This is a genomic window from Streptomyces sp. Q6 (assembly GCF_036967205.1).
GTDB lineage: Bacteria > Actinomycetota > Actinomycetes > Streptomycetales > Streptomycetaceae > Streptomyces > Streptomyces citrinus.
This window is the reverse complement of the sequence record NZ_CP146022.1, coordinates 6,687,675-6,703,040: the sequence shown is the minus strand read 5'-3', so window position 1 is coordinate 6,703,040 and position 15,366 is coordinate 6,687,675. Positions and strand designations below refer to the sequence as shown.

Genomic DNA, 15,366 nt, shown 5'->3' with positions numbered 1-15,366 from the left:
TTTCGCTCTCACCCTGCTCATCGAAGCGCATCGACACCAGATCTTCCGGGGCGCCGCCACGGGATCGCAATACTGCGCACACAAACGCACAGGTTCGCTCAGGACCCGTCAGGCCCGGCATCGGATCTCAGGCGAGGAGCCGGCCGAGCGTCTCGCCCGTCAAGTCCCGCACCTCGCGCGCCAGATGGGCCTGGTCCGCGTATCCGGCACGGGCCGCCGTGTCCGCGAAGGGGACGCCACCGCGCGCCAGCGCCAGGGCCCGCTGGAGACGCAGGACCCGGGCCAGCGTCTTGGGCCCGTAGCCGAACGCGGCGAGGGAACGCCGGTGCAGACGGCGCGGGTCGAGCCCGGTCTCCGCGGCGGTCTCGGTCACGGTGCGGCCCGCGCCGAGCGCCCTGACGACGTGGGAGAGCAGCGGATCGGGCGGGCCCGCCTCGTGGGCGAGCCGGGCGGCGAGCGCCTCCAGTTCGGCCGCGGGATCGGCGGCCGTGTCGATCCGTTCGGTCAGCCTGCGGGTCTCGCCGCCGCGCCAGACGTCCGCCAGGTCGGCCCGGGTGTCGCGCAGTTCGTGGGCCGGGACGCCGAGGTAGCCGGGTGCCGTCCCGGGGCGAAGCGGATGCCCGCGTAGCGGCGGCCGTCGCCGGGCCCCGTGGGGTGGGCGCGGGTGTCGGGTCCGGCCACGAACAGCCGGCCCTCGCTCCAGATCAGGTCCATGCAGCCGTCGGGCAGCACGGCGGCCGCGGTCGCCGGACCGGCGGTGACGGTGCGCGTCCACACGACGGCGCCCGGCACCCGCGCGGGCCGCTCCTCGTACCTGTCCGCAGCGCTCACCCGATTCACGCTACGCCGCGCGCGTGCGGTGGTCCTGCGGGCTGATCCCGTACACCCGCTTGAAGGCGCTGGACAGGGCGAACGCGCTGCCGTAGCCGATCTGCCGCGCGATCGACGCGACGGTGAGCTCCGTGTCGCGCAGCAGGTCGGCGGCGAGCGCGAGCCGCCAGCCGGTGAGGTACGTCATCGGGGGCTCGCCCACGAGGTCGGTGAAGCGGCGGGCGAGCGCGGCCCGCGAGATCCCGGCGCGCCCGGCGAGTTCGGTGACGCTCCACGGGTGCGCGGGGTCGTCCTGGATCAGCCGCAGCGCGCGGCCGACGACCGGGTCGCCCAGGGCCCGGTACCAGGCGGGCGCGTCGGCCTCGGGCCGGGAGAACCAGGCCCGCAGCGACGCGATGAGCAGCAGGTCGAGGAGCCGGTCGAGGACGACCTCCTGGCCCGGTTCGTCGCGCCCGATCTCGTCGGCGACCAGCGGGGTCAGCGGGCAGTCCCAGACCTCGGTCGGCAGGACGAGCAGCGGGGGCAGCGCGTCGAGCAGCCGCCCGCTGAGCTCGCCGCGCATCTGGTAGGTGCCGATGAGCATCTTCGCGGGGCCGTCGGGCGACTCACCCCACTCCCGTACGCCGAGGTCCTTGTACCGGCCGACGTGCGCGGGGCCGAGCGGCCTGCACACCTGTCCCGGGCCGATCTCGGCGCGCGGCTCGGTCGCCGGGTCGTCGCAGCAGACGTACGGGTCGGGTCCGCGCGCGACGGCGATGTCCCCGGGGCGGATGTGCTGCGGCTTCCCGGCGCCCCCGGCGCCGTCCGCGGGCAGGATCCACGCGTCGCCCTCCACCATGATCATCACGGTGAGCGGTGCCTCGTCGGCGATGCGCACGGACCACGGGACCTCGAAACAGGCCCGGATCATGAAGGCCCCGCGCGCCCGCGGCCCTTCCAGAAGCCCTGCGAGTACGTCCATGACGGGCAGCGTAGACGGACGCGTATGGCGGTGAGCGGCTCGCCGATGTTTCCGTGCCCCGCGCGGCAGTTGAGTGGAGGCATGACGGAGAAAACGAACACAGCGAAGAACACGACGCGGAACGCGGCCTCGGAGCTGTCGACCGTGCTGGTGACCGGCGCGAGCGGGCGGACCGGGCGCCGGGTCGCCGACGCGGCGCGCGCCGCCGGGCTGACCGTGCGGGCTGCCTCGCGCTCCGGCGCGGTGCGGTTCGACTGGGCGGAGCCGGCGACCTGGGACGCGGCGCTGCGCGGCGCCGACGGCGCGTATCTCGCGTACCCGACGGACATCGGGGCGCCGGACGCGGCGGACGCGGTCGGGGCGCTGTCCCGCCGGGCCGTCGAGCTCGGCGTGCGGCGTCTCGTGCTGCTCTCGGCGCGCGGCGAGGACCAGGCGCTGCCCGCGGAGGAGGCGCTGCGGGCGTCGGGCGCCGCGTGGACGGTGCTGCGGTGCGCCTGGTTCCAGCAGAACTTCAGCGAGGGCCCGCTCCTGGAGCAGGTGCGCGGCGACGAGCTGGCGTTCGCGGCCGCGGACGGACTGCGCGAGCCGTTCGTCGACGTACGGGACATCGCGGAGGTCGCGGTGGCCGTGCTGCGCGATCCGGCGGGGCGGTACGCGGGCGAGGTCCTCGACCTGACCGGTCCCGAGCTGCTCACGTGGGGCGAGGCGCTCGGCGCGGTCGCGCGGGCCACCGGCACGGAGAAGAGGTATGTGGCGGTGCCGGTGGGTGACTACGGGGCGGCGCTCGGGGAGTTGGGTGTGCCCGAGGAGGAAGTGGCGTTCCTGGTGGAGCTGTTCGGCACGCTGCTCGACGGGCGCAACGCGTCGCTGTCGGGCGATGTGCGGCGGGTCCTGGGGCGCGGGCCCCGGCCGTTCGCCGCGTTCGCCGCGGACGCGGCCGCGCACGGCGCCTGGAAGTAGCGGCTGGGAAGAGGGAGCGGCTAGGTGCTCTCGTCGTCGTGCTGGGTGTCCCCGCTCCGGCGTACGTGCGTGCGCAGGCGCGACGACACGTCCTCCGGGGGCAGGAACCGGGACCAGCGCTCGGGGAACTCGGACGGCATGTCGGGGCCGTCCGCCTCCTCGCCGAACTCGCCGTCCTCGTCGTCGTCCGCGTCGCCTCCGCCGTGCGCCTTGGTGCGGGCCGCCACGCGCGCCACGTACTGCGCGGCGGCGGCCGTGCGCACCCGCTCGTTCGCGGCGCGCGCCGCGGCGGTGGCGACGGACGGCCAGACCCGGTCGATCGCGGCGTTCACGGCCGCGCCGACCAGGACCGCGAACGCGGAGACACCGATCCACAGGAGCACCGCGACCGGTGCCGCCAGCGAGCCGTAGATCGTGGGGCCCTCGATGGTGTTGGTGATGTAGAGACGCAGCAGGAAGCTGCCGGGGATCCACATCGCCAGGGCCACGAGGGCCCCCGGCACGTCCTCGATCCACGGCGAACGCACGGGGACGGACACGTGGTAGAGCGTCGTCAGGAACGCCACCGACAGGACCAGGACCACCGGCCAGTAGAGGACCTGGACGAGCGTCTCCGACCAGGGGACGAGGGCGATCACCGCGTCCGGGCCCGCGATCATCAGCGGCAGCGCGATCGAGCCGACGATCAGGCCGACGAGGAAGAGGAGGAAGGCGAGCAGCCGGGTCTTCACGATGCCGCGCACGCCGTCCAGGCCGTACATGACGGTCACCGTGTCCACGAAGGTCGACACCGCGCGCGAGCCCGACCAGAGGGAGATGAGGAAGCCGATGGAGATGACGTCGGGGCGGCCGCCCTTGATGACGTCGTCCAGAATCGGTTCGGCGATCTCCTTCACGCCCTGGTCGGTGAGGACGGTCCTGGAGGCTTCGAGGATGTTGTCGCGGACGCCCGCGATCGTGTCGGCGCCGGTCCACGTGTCGACGTACGCGAGCAGTCCCACCAGCGAGAGCAGCAGCGGCGGCACGGACAGCAGGGTGAAGAACGCCGCCTCGGCCGCGAGGCCCAGGATGCGGTACTCCATGCACGAATTGACGGTGTCCTTCAGCAGCAGCCAGGCGGTCCTGCGCTTGGAGACATTCTGGTAGAGCACCCGTGCCCGGTGGAGACGGCCGGACGACGGTCGATCGGGGGATTCACTTGCTGGCTGCACGACCTAAAGGTATCCGTCACACGGGGACGGCCCCCATCCCCCGGGCCCACTACCTGCGACGAACATCTGTCATGTCCGCGTTGGCCTGATTTGTCGCGGCACCCTGCGGCCGCGAAGGGGAATCGGCCGCGGCATTCGCACCGGCGCTCCGGTGAGTTCCCGGGACGGTGGAACGGCGGGCGGGTGCGCCCGGACATGCCCGCGTCGGACCGACCGCGTCGAGGAGGCGGACATCCTCCGGGTCTGCCGCCGGCTCGTCCGCCGCGGGGTCCTGGTCGGCGGCTCCACCGGAACGGTGGTCAGCGGGGCGGGCCAGAGGCTGGAGCGGTACGGCCGCCGCGGCCCGACGGCGGTGGCGCTCGCCCCCGACCCGGGCGAGCGCCACCTGGACACGGTGTACCGCGACGACCGGCCTCGGGACGTCGGCACGGCGCAACCGGAACCGGCGCCGGCCCGTCTCGGCCGACGCCCCTCGACGCGGGTAGGTTCGGGGTATGGCAGGCAGCACGCACACGGTGACCAACCAGCCCCCGCCGCTGAGCGGGTACGACGTCTTCACGGCCGACCGGGTCCTGGTGGCGGCGGTGGAGCGGCACCTCGACCCGGCTCTCCTGGACGAGGCCCGCGACGAGCTGGCGCTGCTCGGGCGCACCGCCGGTTCCGCCCAGGCCCAGGAGTGGGGACGGCTCGCCGACGCGAACCCGCCGGAGCTGCGCACCCACGACCGCTACGGCCACCGCGTCGACGAGGTCGACTTCCATCCGGCGTGGCACCGGCTCGTCGGCAAGGGCGTCACGTCCGGTCTGACGGCGGCGTGGAAGCGGCCCGGCGGCCATCTGCGGCGCGCCGCCGCGTTCCTGGTGTGGGCGCAGGTGGAGGCGGGGCACCTGTGTCCGCTGTCGATGACGTACGCCGCGGTGCCCGCGCTGCGCGCCCAGCCGGACCTCGCCGAGGTGTGGGAGCCGCGTCTGACGTCCACGATCTACGACGCCGGGCTGCGTCCCGCATCGCAGAAGGCCGGGGTCCTCTTCGGCATGGGGATGACGGAGAAGCAGGGTGGCAGCGACGTCCGCGCGACCACGACCCGTGCCGAACCGCTGGCGGCCGACGGGGCGTACGCGCTCACCGGGCACAAGTGGTTCTGCAGCGCGCCGATGTCCGACGGGTTCCTGGTCCTGGCGCGGGCGGACGACGGCGGGGCGGGGCTGCTCAGCTGTTTCCTCGTGCCGCGGATCCTGGAGGACGGGACGCGCAACACCTTCCTGATCCAGCGGCTCAAGGACAAGCTGGGCAACCGGTCGAACGCGTCGGCCGAGGTCGAGTTCGACCGGACGTGGGCGCGGCGGGTCGGCGACGAGGGGCGCGGGGTGCGCGCCCTCGTCGACATGGTCGCGGCGACCCGGCTCGACTGCGTGCTCGGCTCGGCGGCGCTCATGCGGCAGGCGGTGGCCCAGGCCATCCACCACTGCGGGTACCGCTCGGCGTTCGGCGGACTCCTCGTCGACAAGCCGCTGATGAGCAATGTGCTGGCGGATCTGGCGCTGGAGTCGGAGGCCGCGACGACGCTGGCGCTGCGGCTCGCCGCCGCGTACGACGCGGGTGAGGAGGCGTTCCTGCGGATCGCCGTGCCCGCGGCCAAGTACTGGGTGACGAAGCGGTGCACGCCGGTGGTGGCCGAGGCCCTGGAGTGCCTGGGCGGCAACGGCTACGTGGAGGAGTCGGGCATGCCGCGGCTGCTGCGCGAGTCGCCGCTCAACTCGATCTGGGAGGGCGCCGGGAACGTCCAGGCGCTGGACGTGCTGCGGGCGCTCCAGCGTGAACCGGAGGCCTTCGACGCGTTCCTGCGGGAGATCGGCCGGGCGCGCGGCGCCGATCACCGCCTGGACGCGGCGGTGAAGGACCTGCTGACCGAACTGGGCGACCTGGACGGCGTCGAGGCGCGGGCCCGGCGGATCACGGAACGGATCGCGCTGGTGCTCCAGGGGTCGCTGCTGGTGCGGTTCGCGCCGGCGGACGTGGCGGACGCGTTCTGCGCGTCGCGGTTCGGCACGGACCGGGGGTCGGCGTTCGGGACGCTGCCGCACACCCTGGATCTGGCGGGCATCGTGGAACGGGCCCGTCCGGTGGTGTGAACCCGGTGAGCATCGGCTCCGGAACGGGCTGCGCGCGGGGATGGTGCTGCGCCGACACGGCACCATCCCCGCCTTACAGGCCCCGTTGAGGAGCTTGCACGCGGCCTTGACCGCGTTGTTGCCAGTTTCAATCGCCGTACGGTTGTTCGCCAGGGTTGCAGGGGGTTGCAACCTCCTTTTACCAAGGACACCCTTGGCCCCGGCTCGGCGGTGCACGATGGGCGTCACTCCCCGCATACCGAGGAATCAGGCATGAACAAGGACTCGACGATCGACCTGACGCGGCTCTCCGCGATGGACGTGGCGCTCGCGTCCCGGCTCCTGAGGGGCGTCCGTGACGCGACGCTCTCCGGGCACCGCCCCCGGGTGAGGCCGCGCCCGGAGATCGGCGAGTCCTGGGACCGGATGCTGCGCGGCGGCGTCGCCCCGGACCGCGACGTGCGGCGCGGGCTGCTCAGCGCCGACGAGGTCGAGGAGCGTCGCCGGTCCTCGCCGCTGCTGCCTGTTCTGCCGGTGCTGCGGGAGGCGCTGGTGACGGTGGCCGAGGCGGCGCAGCACATCATGGTGGTGAGCGACGCCGACGGCCGGCTGCTGTGGCGTGAGGGGCATCCCGCGGTGCTGCGCAAGGGCGACCGGCACGGCTTCATGGTGGGCGCGCACTGGGCCGAGGACGTCGTCGGGACGAACGGGGTGGGCACGCCGCTCGTGACGCGGCGGCCCGTCCAGGTGTTCTCCGCCGAGCACTTCGTGGAGTCGCACCACCAGTGGACGTGCACGGGCGCGCCGATCTGCGACCCGCGTGACGGACGGCTGCTCGGGGTCGTGGACGTCAGCGGTCCGGTGGAGACGATGCACCCGGCGACGCTGTCGTGGGTGACGTCGGTGGCCCGGCTCGCCGAGGCGCGGCTGCGCGAGCGGCACGTGGCGACCCTGGAGCGGCTGCGGGCGGTGGCCGCGCCGGTCCTGGCCCGGATCCGCGGGCGGGCCGTCGCGGTCGACCCGCACGGCTGGACGGCGGCGGTCACCGGGATGCCGCTGCTCGACCGGGTGGCACTGCCCAAGTCCCTGGTGGAGGGCGCCTGTTGGATACCCGCGCTCGGCGCGTGCAAGGCGGCGCCGCTGCCCGGCGGCTGGCTGATCCTGGTGGACGACGCGCCGGAGCCGCTGACCGCGACCCGGGTCGTCCTGGACGTGAGCCGGGCCCGCCGCTGGTCGGTGGAGGTGTCCGGCGAGGCGGGTTCCTGGTCGCACGAACTTAGCCCGCGGCACGCCGAGTTGCTGTACCTGCTGGCCCTGCACCGCACCGGGCGCAGCGCGTCGGGCCTGGCCGAGGACCTGTTCGGCGACCCGGCCCGCACGGTGACGGTCCGCGCGGAGATGTCCCGGGTCCGCCGCTATCTCGGCGGGCTGCTCGCGCATCGCCCGTACCGCTTCCTGGAGGACACGGACGTCGAGGTGGTGCTGCCCGACGATCCGCGGGACCTGCTGCCGCACTCGACGGCGCCGGCGGTCGTCGGAGCGCGCGTCCCGGGGTCCTGAACCCCGGGCGCGCACCGGGCCCTTCGAGGCGGCCCGGAGCCCACCGGCGCGGCCGGACCCGGGTGGGGTCCGGCCGCCCGGCTCGCGTCACACGCCGGGGATGCCCCGGTCCGCGAACGCCTTGCGCACGGCGGCCGCGGCCTGCTTCCCGTACATCTTCTGGGCCGTCGCGACCGTCGTCGTGGCGGCGGCAGCGAAACTCGTGTCCGGCGCGAAGCCGAACTGCGCGTTCACGATGATCCGGTCCGCCGTGCGGGCGCCGAGCGCGCCGCGGATGTCGAACAGCGCCCGCGACCAGATCTCGCCGTCGGCGTGCACCTCGCCGACCTTGTCCGCGTACGTCTTGTCGGTGTCGACGCGGCGCAGACAGTGCGGTGCCGTGTTCGTGTACGAGACCGAGTCCCAGTCGGCGACACACGCCAGGTCGGTCTTCATCGGCCAGCCGTATGTGGCGTCGGCGGCCGCGCCGACCTCTACGGCGAGGTAGTCGCCGAACGCCTCGCCGATCGATCCGGCCTCCAACGAGGTGCCGAAGCCGGGGACTTGGGCGTTGTGCACGGCGTGTCCGTACTCGTGGACGATGACCTCGGCGTCCTCCGCGTCGTCGACACCGCCCTTGCCGAAGCGGATCTCGGCCTTCTTGTCGGTGAAGAAGGAGTTGTCGGCGCCCCACTGGTTGATGCGGACGGGCTGAGCGCGGTCGTTGGCACCGGGCAGGTCGCCGCCGAAGCCGAGCGACTGGAGGTACTCCTGCGCCTCGTTGACCCAGAAGTAGGCCATGACCTGCTCGAACTGGTCGTCGTGACGGGTGTACGTGCCGACGTCGGCGAGCTTCGCGGAGGCGCCGGTGTCGGATCTGACGGAGGCCCACGTGCCGGAGAGGCCGCCACTGGCGTCGAGGTTGCGCAGGGCGGCGAGGGCGTACTGGTTCTCCGGGACGGCGGTCGCCGCGTCCTTGGCGTCGGTGAGGGACTGGTCGCCGGACGACTGGACCGGGTTGACCATGAAGACGCGGGCCTGCGGGGCGACGGGCGCGGCGAGGGCGGGGGACGCGAGCGTGGCGAGGGCCACGGTGAGGGTGGCCGCGGCGAGCGGACCGCGGGGTACGCGGCGAGAGCGGTGGGGCATCGGAAACATCCTCCGGTAGGTCGGATGCGGGGGGTGGTGCGGTGCGCTGCGGGATCTTCCCGCACGCCCGGCCCGGTTGACCAGAGCGCGTCACGTTCACGCCGACCGAACGCCCTTGGCCCGCGGCCCCCACCCGTGATCCGATGACCCCATGAGCAGCAGCAACATCACCGTCACCACCTGGTCGCTGGAACAGACCGCGCCGTCCGATCTGCGGCCGGCCGCGGCCCCCGAGGGCGACGACGTGCGGATCGTGCGCGCCGAGGTGCCCTCGCCGGAATTCAGCCGGTTCCTGTACGCGTCCGTCGGCGGCGACATCAAGTGGATCGACCGTCTCGGCTGGACGTACGCCCAGTGGGAGGAGCAGCTCGGCAGGCCCGGAGCCGAGACCTGGGTGGCCTACGAGAAGGGGACGCCGGCCGGTTACGTGGAGCTGGAGGCGCAGGACGACGGCGCGGTCGAGATCGTCTACTTCGGTCTGATCCCGGCCTTCCGCGGGCGCCGGATCGGCGGGCACCTGCTCTCGTACGGCATCGCGCGCGCCTGGGACCTGGCGGAACGCTGGCCGGAGCGGACGGAGACGAAGCGGGTGTGGCTGCACACGTGCAGCCTCGACGGCGAGCACGCGATGGCCAACTACGAGCGGCGCGGGTTCCGGCTGTTCCGGACGGAGACCGGCGAGGAGCCGGACGCTCCGACTCCGGGACCGTGGCCCGGAGCGTTCCCCTCCGCCTGAGGCCGACGTGCGGCCGCGCGAGGTTCGCGTGGCGCAATAAGGGCGTAAGCGACCTAACACGCACGTCCCGTGTGACCGGCGCCACCATCGTCCATAAGGTGAGACATCTGCGTCCATATTGCGGACGATGGTGGACCGGGCCCAAAGTCCCATGACACGCTTCCGTCATGTCTACAGCTGGAATCGCCTTGGTGAGTCGACGGCACGTCGACTTCGGCCGCATGTCCAGCGCCATCTGTCCGGCGCGCTGACGGAACCAGCCCCGCCGACTCCCCCGCTCCACCTGTCGTCCTGCGCACCGCCGCGCCCTCGCGCGAAGTGTGCAGGTCAGAGCCGCCCACCCGTCACCGGCCGCCCCCCTCGCAGAGGCCCTGCGCGCCACCCCCTCTTGACTGCCTGCCTGAAGGACGTATCACCCATGGCTGCCACCCCTGAAAAGCCCGCTGCCGCCGCGCCACGCCGCAAGGTGAGCCGTCACCGCGGTGAGGGCCAGTGGGCCGTGGGTCACTTCACGCCGCTCAACGGCAACGAACAGTTCAAGAAGGACGACGACGGTCTCAATGTGCGGACACGCATTGAGACGATCTACTCGAAGCGCGGCTTCGACTCCATCGACCCCAACGACCTGCGCGGACGCATGCGCTGGTGGGGCCTGTACACGCAGCGCCGGCCCGGGATCGACGGCGGCAAGACCGCGATCCTGGAGCCGGAGGAGCTGGACGACGAGTACTTCATGCTCCGCGTCCGCATCGACGGCGGCCGGCTGACCACCGAGCAGTTGCGGGTCATCGGCGAGATCTCGCAGGAGTTCGCGCGCGGTACCGCCGACATCACCGACCGGCAGAACATCCAGTACCACTGGATCCGGATCGAGGACGTGCCCGAGATCTGGGAGCGCCTCGAGGCCGTCGGCCTGTCCACGACCGAGGCCTGCGGTGACACCCCGCGTGTGATCCTCGGCTCGCCCGTCGCCGGGATCGCCGAGGACGAGATCATCGATGGCACCCCGGCCATCGACGAGGTGCAGCGCCGGATCATCGGCAACCCGGCCTTCTCGAACCTGCCGCGCAAGTTCAAGTCCGCGATCTCCGGTTCGCCGCTGCTCGACGTGGTGCACGAGATCAACGACATCGCGTTCGTCGGCGTCGCGCACCCCGAGCACGGCCCCGGCTTCGACCTGTGGGTCGGCGGCGGTCTGTCGACCAACCCCAAGATCGGGCAGCGGCTCGGCGCGTGGGTGCCGCTCGACGAGGTGGCGGACGTCTACGAGGGCGTCATCTCGATCTTCCGCGACTACGGCTACCGCCGGCTGCGCACCCGCGCCCGCCTGAAGTTCCTGCTGGCCGACTGGGGCACCGAGAAGTTCCGCCAGGTCCTGGAGGACGAGTACCTGAAGCGGAAGCTGGTCGACGGCCCGGCGCCCGCCCAGCCCGTCGAGCGGTGGCGCGACCACGTCGGCGTGCACCGGCAGAAGGACGGCAACTTCTACGTCGGCTTCGCCCCGCGCGTCGGCCGGGTGGACGGCGCCACCCTCACCAAGATCTCCGAGGTCGCGGCCGCCCACGGTTCGGGCCGGCTGCGCACCACCGCCGAGCAGAAGATGATCGTGCTCGACGTCGCCGAGGACCAGGTCGACTCGCTCGTCTCCGCCCTGGAGGCGCTCGACCTGCGGGTGAACCCGTCGCCGTTCCGGCGCGGCACGATGGCCTGCACCGGCATCGAGTTCTGCAAGCTCGCCATCGTCGAGACGAAGGCGCGCGGCGCCTCGCTCATCGACGAACTGGAGCGCCGCATCCCGGACTTCGACGAGCCGATCACCATCAACCTGAACGGCTGCCCGAACGCCTGCGCCCGTATCCAGGTCGCGGACATCGGTCTCAAGGGCCAGCTGATGCTCGACAAGAACGGCGACCAGGTCGAGGGCTACCAGGTGCACCTGGGCGGTGCGCTCGGCCTGGAGGCCGGGTTCGGCCGCAAGGTCCGCGGCCTGAAGGTCACGGCCGACGAACTGCCCGACTACGTCGAGCGTGTCCTGACCCGCTTCCAGGAGCAGCGCGAGAGCGGCGAGCGGTTCGCCACGTGGGCCGCCCGCGCGTCCGAGGAGGCCCTGTCGTGAGCGAGCGTGCCGCGCCCTTCTACTGCCCCTACTGCGGCGACGAGGACCTTCGTCCGAACGAAGAAGGTCACGGCGCCTGGGAATGCGGAGCGTGCAACCGAGCCTTCCAGCTGAAGTTCCTCGGGCTGCTGGCCCGAGGGCTTCAGAGCAACGACGGTGGAGGGGAACAGATATGACGACAGCTCAGATCTCGTCGGACACCGAAGAGCTGAAGGCGCTGGCCGAGCGGGCCGGACGCGACCTGGAGGACGCCTCGGCCCTGGAGATCCTCCAGTGGGCGACGCGGACCTTCGGCAAGAAGTTCTGCGTGACCTCGTCCATGGAGGACGCGGTCGTCGCCCACCTCGCCTCGCGCGCGATGCCCGGCGTGGACGTCGTCTTCCTCGACACGGGCTACCACTTCGAGGAGACGATCGGCACCCGCGACGCCGTCGAGGCCGTGATGGACGTCAACGTCATCACGCTCACCCCGCGCCGGTCCGTCGCCGAGCAGGACGCCGAGTTCGGCCCGAAGCTGCACGACCGCAACCCCGACCTGTGCTGCGCCATGCGGAAGGTGAAGCCCCTCGAAGAGGGACTGGCCGGGTACGCCGCGTGGGCCACGGGCCTGCGCCGCGACGAGTCGCCCACCCGCGCGAACACCCCGGTCGTCGGCTGGGACGAGAAGCGGCGGAAGGTCAAGGTCTCGCCGATCGCCCGCTGGACGCAGGACGACGTCGACGCGTACGTCAGTGAGCACGGTGTGCTCACCAACCCGCTCCTGATGGACGGCTACGGGTCCGTGGGCTGCGCCCCCTGCACCCGCCGCCTCCTGGAGGGCGAGGACGCGCGCGCCGGACGCTGGGCGGGCCGGGCGAAGACCGAGTGCGGAATCCACGGCTGAACCCATGAGCCGTATACAGACTTTGGAGAAGCAAGTGACCGGAGCCACGATCTGGCTCACGGGTCTGCCGAGTGCCGGTAAGACCACCATCGCGTACGAGCTGGCGACGACGCTCCGGGCCGAGGGCCGGCAGGTCGAGGTGCTCGACGGCGACGAGATCCGCGAGTACCTCTCGGCGGGGCTCGGCTTCAGCCGCGAGGACCGGCACACGAACGTGCAGCGCATCGGCTTCCTCGCCGAACTCCTCGCCCGTAACGGCGTGTTGACGCTCGTCCCGGTCATCGCCCCGTACGCGGACAGCCGCGAGGCCGTGCGCAAGCGGCACCAGGCGGGCGGCACCGCCTACCTGGAGGTGCACGTCGCGACGCCGGTGGAGGTCTGCTCCGAGCGCGATGTGAAGGGCCTGTACGCCAAGCAGGCGGCGGGCGAGCTGACCGGCCTGACCGGCGTCGACGATCCGTACGAGGCGCCCGAGACGCCCGACCTGCGCATCGAGTCGCACACCCAGTCCGTGCAGGAGTCCGCGGCAGCGCTCCACGCACTGCTGACCGAGAGGGGCCTGACCGCATGACGACCGTAGCCGCGGTCTCCGAGGAGACCGACAGCCCTTACGCGCTGAGCCACCTGGACGCTCTGGAGTCCGAGGCGGTGCACATCTTCCGTGAGGTGGCGGGCGAGTTCGAGCGGCCGGTGATCCTCTTCTCCGGCGGCAAGGACTCGATCGTCATGCTGCACCTGGCGCTCAAGGCGTTCGCGCCCGCGCCGATTCCCTTCTCCCTGCTGCACGTCGACACCGGGCACAACTTCCCCGAGGTCCTCGCGTACCGCGACCGCGTCGTCGCCGAGCACGGGCTGCGGCTGCACGTCGCGCACGTGCAGGACTACATCGACCGCGGCGTGCTCAAGGAGCGCCCCGACGGAACGCGCAACCCGCTCCAGACGGTGCCGCTGACGGAGAAGATCCAGGCGGAGAAGTTCGACGCCGTCTTCGGCGGCGGGCGCCGCGACGAGGAGAAGGCACGCGCCAAGGAGCGCGTTTTCTCCCTGCGGGACGAGTTCTCGCAGTGGGACCCGCGCCGCCAGCGCCCCGAACTGTGGCAGCTCTACAACGGCCGCCACGCGCCCGGCGAACACGTCCGCGTCTTCCCGCTCTCCAACTGGACCGAGCTCGACGTGTGGCAGTACATCGCCCGCGAGAACATCGACCTGCCCGAGATCTACTACGCGCACGAGCGGCCGGTCTTCAGCCGCAACGGCATGTGGCTGACCGCCGGTGAGTGGGGCGGCCCCAAGGAGGGCGAGACGGTCGAGACCCGTCTCATCCGCTACCGCACGGTGGGCGACATGTCCTGCACCGGCGCCGTCGACTCCGACGCGACGACGATCGAGAAGGTCATCGTCGAGATCGCCGCCTCCCGGCTCACCGAGCGCGGTGCCACGCGCGCCGACGACAAGATGTCCGAGGCCGCGATGGAAGACCGCAAGCGCGAAGGGTACTTCTAGACATGAGCACGACCACCGCGGCCGAAGAGCTGGCCGGCCTGTCCGCCACGACCCTCCTGCGGTTCGCCACCGCCGGGTCGGTCGACGACGGCAAGTCGACCCTCGTGGGCCGTCTGCTGCACGACTCCAAGTCGGTCCTCACCGACCAGCTGGAGGCCGTCGAGCACGCGTCGCGTTCGCGCGGCTCCGCCGAGCCCGACCTCGCGCTGCTCACCGACGGCCTGCGCGCCGAGCGCGAGCAGGGCATCACCATCGACGTGGCCTACCGCTACTTCGCGACCCCGCGCCGCCGCTTCATCCTCGCGGACACCCCCGGGCACGTGCAGTACACCCGGAACATGGTCACCGGCGCCTCGACCGCCGACCTCGCCGTGGTCCTCGTCGACGCGCGCAACGGCGTCATCGAGCAGACCCGCCGGCACGCGGCCGTCGCCGCCCTGCTGCGCGTGCCGCACGTCGTGCTCGCCGTGAACAAGATGGACCTGGTCGAGTACAAGGAGTCCGTGTTCGCCGCGATCGCCGAGGAATTCACCGCGTACGCCGGTCACTTGGGCGTCCCGGAGATCACCGCGATCCCGATCTCCGCGCTCGCCGGTGACAACGTCGTGGAGCCGTCCGCCAACATGGACTGGTACGGCGGCCCGACGGTCCTGGAGCACCTGGAGACGGTGCCGGTCAGCCACGACCTCACGAGCTGCCACGCGCGGCTGCCCGTGCAGTACGTGATCCGGCCGCAGACCGCGGAGCACCCGGACTACCGGGGGTACGCGGGGCAGATCGCCGCCGGCACGTTCCGCGTGGGCGAGTCCGTGACCGTACTGCCGTCCGGCCGTACGTCGAAGATCGCCGGGATCGACCTGCTGGGGCAGGCGGTCGACGTGGCGTGGACGCCGCAGTCGATCACCCTCCTCCTGGAGGACGACATCGACATCTCGCGCGGCGACCTCATCGTGCCGAGCGGGGACGCGCCCGCGACCTCGCAGGACGTCGAGGCGACCGTGTGCCACGTCGCCGACACCCCGCTCACCGTCGGCCAGCGCGTGCTGCTCAAGCACACGACCCGGACGGTCAAGGCGATCGTCAAGGAGATCCCGTCGCGGCTCACGCTCGACGACCTCTCCCAGCACCCGGACCCCGGGCAGCTCGTCGCCAACGACATCGGTCTCGTCAAGGTCCGCACGGCCGAGCCGCTCGCCCTCGACTCCTACGCGGACTCCCGGCGCACCGGCTCCTTCCTGCTGATCGACCCGGCCGACGGGACGACGCTCGCCGCGGGCATGGCGGGCGAGTCCTTCGCGAGCGCCGAGGACCCCAAGTCGCTGGTCGACGACGAGGGTTGGGACTTCTGAGCATGATCCTCATCGAC

The 15,366-nt window shown here is 72.2% G+C and carries 13 protein-coding genes and 2 pseudogenes; 11 read left to right on the top strand and 4 right to left on the bottom strand.

From position 1 onward, the window contains the following. Positions 1–127: 127 nt before the first annotated feature. Positions 128–831, bottom strand: a pseudogene (locus V2W30_RS31130) (helix-turn-helix domain-containing protein). Positions 832–841: 10 nt separating this feature from the next. Then, complete coding sequence (locus tag V2W30_RS31125) at positions 842–1,792, bottom strand: AraC family transcriptional regulator (protein WP_338701744.1); 951 nt, start codon at positions 1,790–1,792, stop codon at positions 842–844. A gap of 81 nt (positions 1,793–1,873) precedes the next feature. Between V2W30_RS31125 and V2W30_RS31120 the strand changes: the two genes are divergently transcribed. After that, positions 1,874–2,752 (top strand): NAD(P)H-binding protein, encoded by an 879-nt coding sequence (locus V2W30_RS31120; protein WP_338701742.1) that lies wholly within the window; start codon positions 1,874–1,876, stop codon positions 2,750–2,752. Positions 2,753–2,772: 20 nt separating this feature from the next. Here V2W30_RS31120 and V2W30_RS31115 read toward each other — a convergent pair whose 3' ends face one another. Next, positions 2,773–3,963: a YihY/virulence factor BrkB family protein gene (locus V2W30_RS31115; protein WP_338701741.1), complete on the bottom strand. Its 1,191-nt coding sequence runs from the start codon at positions 3,961–3,963 to the stop codon at positions 2,773–2,775. A 217-nt stretch (positions 3,964–4,180) separates the two neighbouring features. On the opposite strand from V2W30_RS31115, the pseudogene V2W30_RS31110 reads away from it, so the two are divergent. From V2W30_RS31110 to V2W30_RS31100, 3 genes and pseudogenes are all read left to right on the top strand, one after another. After that, a pseudogene (locus V2W30_RS31110) lies at positions 4,181–4,405 on the top strand (2,3-diaminopropionate biosynthesis protein SbnA); the annotation flags it as partial. A 52-nt stretch (positions 4,406–4,457) separates the two neighbouring features. Continuing rightward, a complete protein-coding gene (locus tag V2W30_RS31105) occupies positions 4,458–6,095 on the top strand; it encodes an acyl-CoA dehydrogenase family protein (RefSeq protein ID WP_338701740.1) in 1,638 nt (545 codons plus the stop codon). A 252-nt stretch (positions 6,096–6,347) separates the two neighbouring features. Beyond that, positions 6,348–7,634, top strand: a complete 1,287-nt coding sequence (locus V2W30_RS31100) for a GAF domain-containing protein (protein WP_338701739.1) — start codon at positions 6,348–6,350, stop codon at positions 7,632–7,634. An 87-nt stretch (positions 7,635–7,721) separates the two neighbouring features. Here V2W30_RS31100 and V2W30_RS31095 read toward each other — a convergent pair whose 3' ends face one another. Continuing rightward, entirely contained in the window at positions 7,722–8,762 is a 1,041-nt protein-coding gene (locus tag V2W30_RS31095; RefSeq protein ID WP_338701738.1) for a M4 family metallopeptidase, read from the bottom strand. A 151-nt stretch (positions 8,763–8,913) separates the two neighbouring features. Here V2W30_RS31095 and V2W30_RS31090 point away from each other — a divergent pair, with 151 nt between their 5' ends. The 7 genes from V2W30_RS31090 (at position 8,914) to V2W30_RS31060 (ending at position 15,349) form a co-directional block, all read left to right on the top strand. After that, positions 8,914–9,498, top strand: a complete 585-nt coding sequence (locus V2W30_RS31090; protein ID WP_338701737.1) for a GNAT family N-acetyltransferase — start codon at positions 8,914–8,916, stop codon at positions 9,496–9,498. Between the two features lie 418 nt (positions 9,499–9,916). Next, on the top strand, positions 9,917–11,614 hold the full coding sequence (locus V2W30_RS31085) for a nitrite/sulfite reductase (RefSeq protein ID WP_338701736.1): 1,698 nt from the start codon (positions 9,917–9,919) through the stop codon (positions 11,612–11,614). Continuing rightward, positions 11,611–11,790, top strand: a complete 180-nt coding sequence (locus V2W30_RS31080; protein ID WP_338701734.1) for a hypothetical protein — start codon at positions 11,611–11,613, stop codon at positions 11,788–11,790. The genes V2W30_RS31085 and V2W30_RS31080 overlap by 4 nt, the downstream gene beginning before the upstream one ends. Next, positions 11,787–12,497: a phosphoadenylyl-sulfate reductase gene (locus V2W30_RS31075; RefSeq protein ID WP_338701732.1), complete on the top strand. Its 711-nt coding sequence runs from the start codon at positions 11,787–11,789 to the stop codon at positions 12,495–12,497. Before V2W30_RS31080 ends, V2W30_RS31075 begins: the two co-directional genes overlap by 4 nt. 4 nt (positions 12,498–12,501) lie before the next feature. Then, positions 12,502–13,068 (top strand): adenylyl-sulfate kinase, encoded by a 567-nt coding sequence (gene cysC / locus V2W30_RS31070; protein WP_338701730.1) that lies wholly within the window; start codon positions 12,502–12,504, stop codon positions 13,066–13,068. Beyond that, complete coding sequence (gene cysD / locus V2W30_RS31065) at positions 13,065–14,000, top strand: sulfate adenylyltransferase subunit CysD (protein ID WP_338701729.1); 936 nt, start codon at positions 13,065–13,067, stop codon at positions 13,998–14,000. Before cysC ends, cysD begins: the two co-directional genes overlap by 4 nt. A 2-nt stretch (positions 14,001–14,002) precedes the next feature. Beyond that, positions 14,003–15,349 carry a sulfate adenylyltransferase subunit 1 gene (locus tag V2W30_RS31060; RefSeq protein ID WP_338701727.1) on the top strand — a complete coding sequence of 449 codons (1,347 nt, stop codon included), beginning with the start codon at positions 14,003–14,005 and terminating at the stop codon, positions 15,347–15,349. Positions 15,350–15,366: the final 17 nt, after the last annotated feature.

Bases quoted from the DNA above. Each gene is read 5' to 3' on its own strand.
- V2W30_RS31125 (WP_338701744.1), bottom strand. From the start codon at position 1,792: ATGGACGTACTCGCAGGGCTTCTGGAAGGGCCGCGGGCGCGCGGGGCC.
- V2W30_RS31120 (WP_338701742.1), top strand. From the start codon at position 1,874: ATGACGGAGAAAACGAACACAGCGAAGAACACGACGCGGAACGCGGCC.
- V2W30_RS31105 (WP_338701740.1), top strand. From the start codon at position 4,458: ATGGCAGGCAGCACGCACACGGTGACCAACCAGCCCCCGCCGCTGAGC.
- V2W30_RS31100 (WP_338701739.1), top strand. From the start codon at position 6,348: ATGAACAAGGACTCGACGATCGACCTGACGCGGCTCTCCGCGATGGAC.
- V2W30_RS31095 (WP_338701738.1), bottom strand. From the start codon at position 8,762: ATGCCCCACCGCTCTCGCCGCGTACCCCGCGGTCCGCTCGCCGCGGCC.
- V2W30_RS31090 (WP_338701737.1), top strand. From the start codon at position 8,914: ATGAGCAGCAGCAACATCACCGTCACCACCTGGTCGCTGGAACAGACC.
- V2W30_RS31085 (WP_338701736.1), top strand. From the start codon at position 9,917: ATGGCTGCCACCCCTGAAAAGCCCGCTGCCGCCGCGCCACGCCGCAAG.
- V2W30_RS31075 (WP_338701732.1), top strand. From the start codon at position 11,787: ATGACGACAGCTCAGATCTCGTCGGACACCGAAGAGCTGAAGGCGCTG.
- cysC (WP_338701730.1), top strand. From the start codon at position 12,502: ATGAGCCGTATACAGACTTTGGAGAAGCAAGTGACCGGAGCCACGATC.
- cysD (WP_338701729.1), top strand. From the start codon at position 13,065: ATGACGACCGTAGCCGCGGTCTCCGAGGAGACCGACAGCCCTTACGCG.
- V2W30_RS31060 (WP_338701727.1), top strand. From the start codon at position 14,003: ATGAGCACGACCACCGCGGCCGAAGAGCTGGCCGGCCTGTCCGCCACG.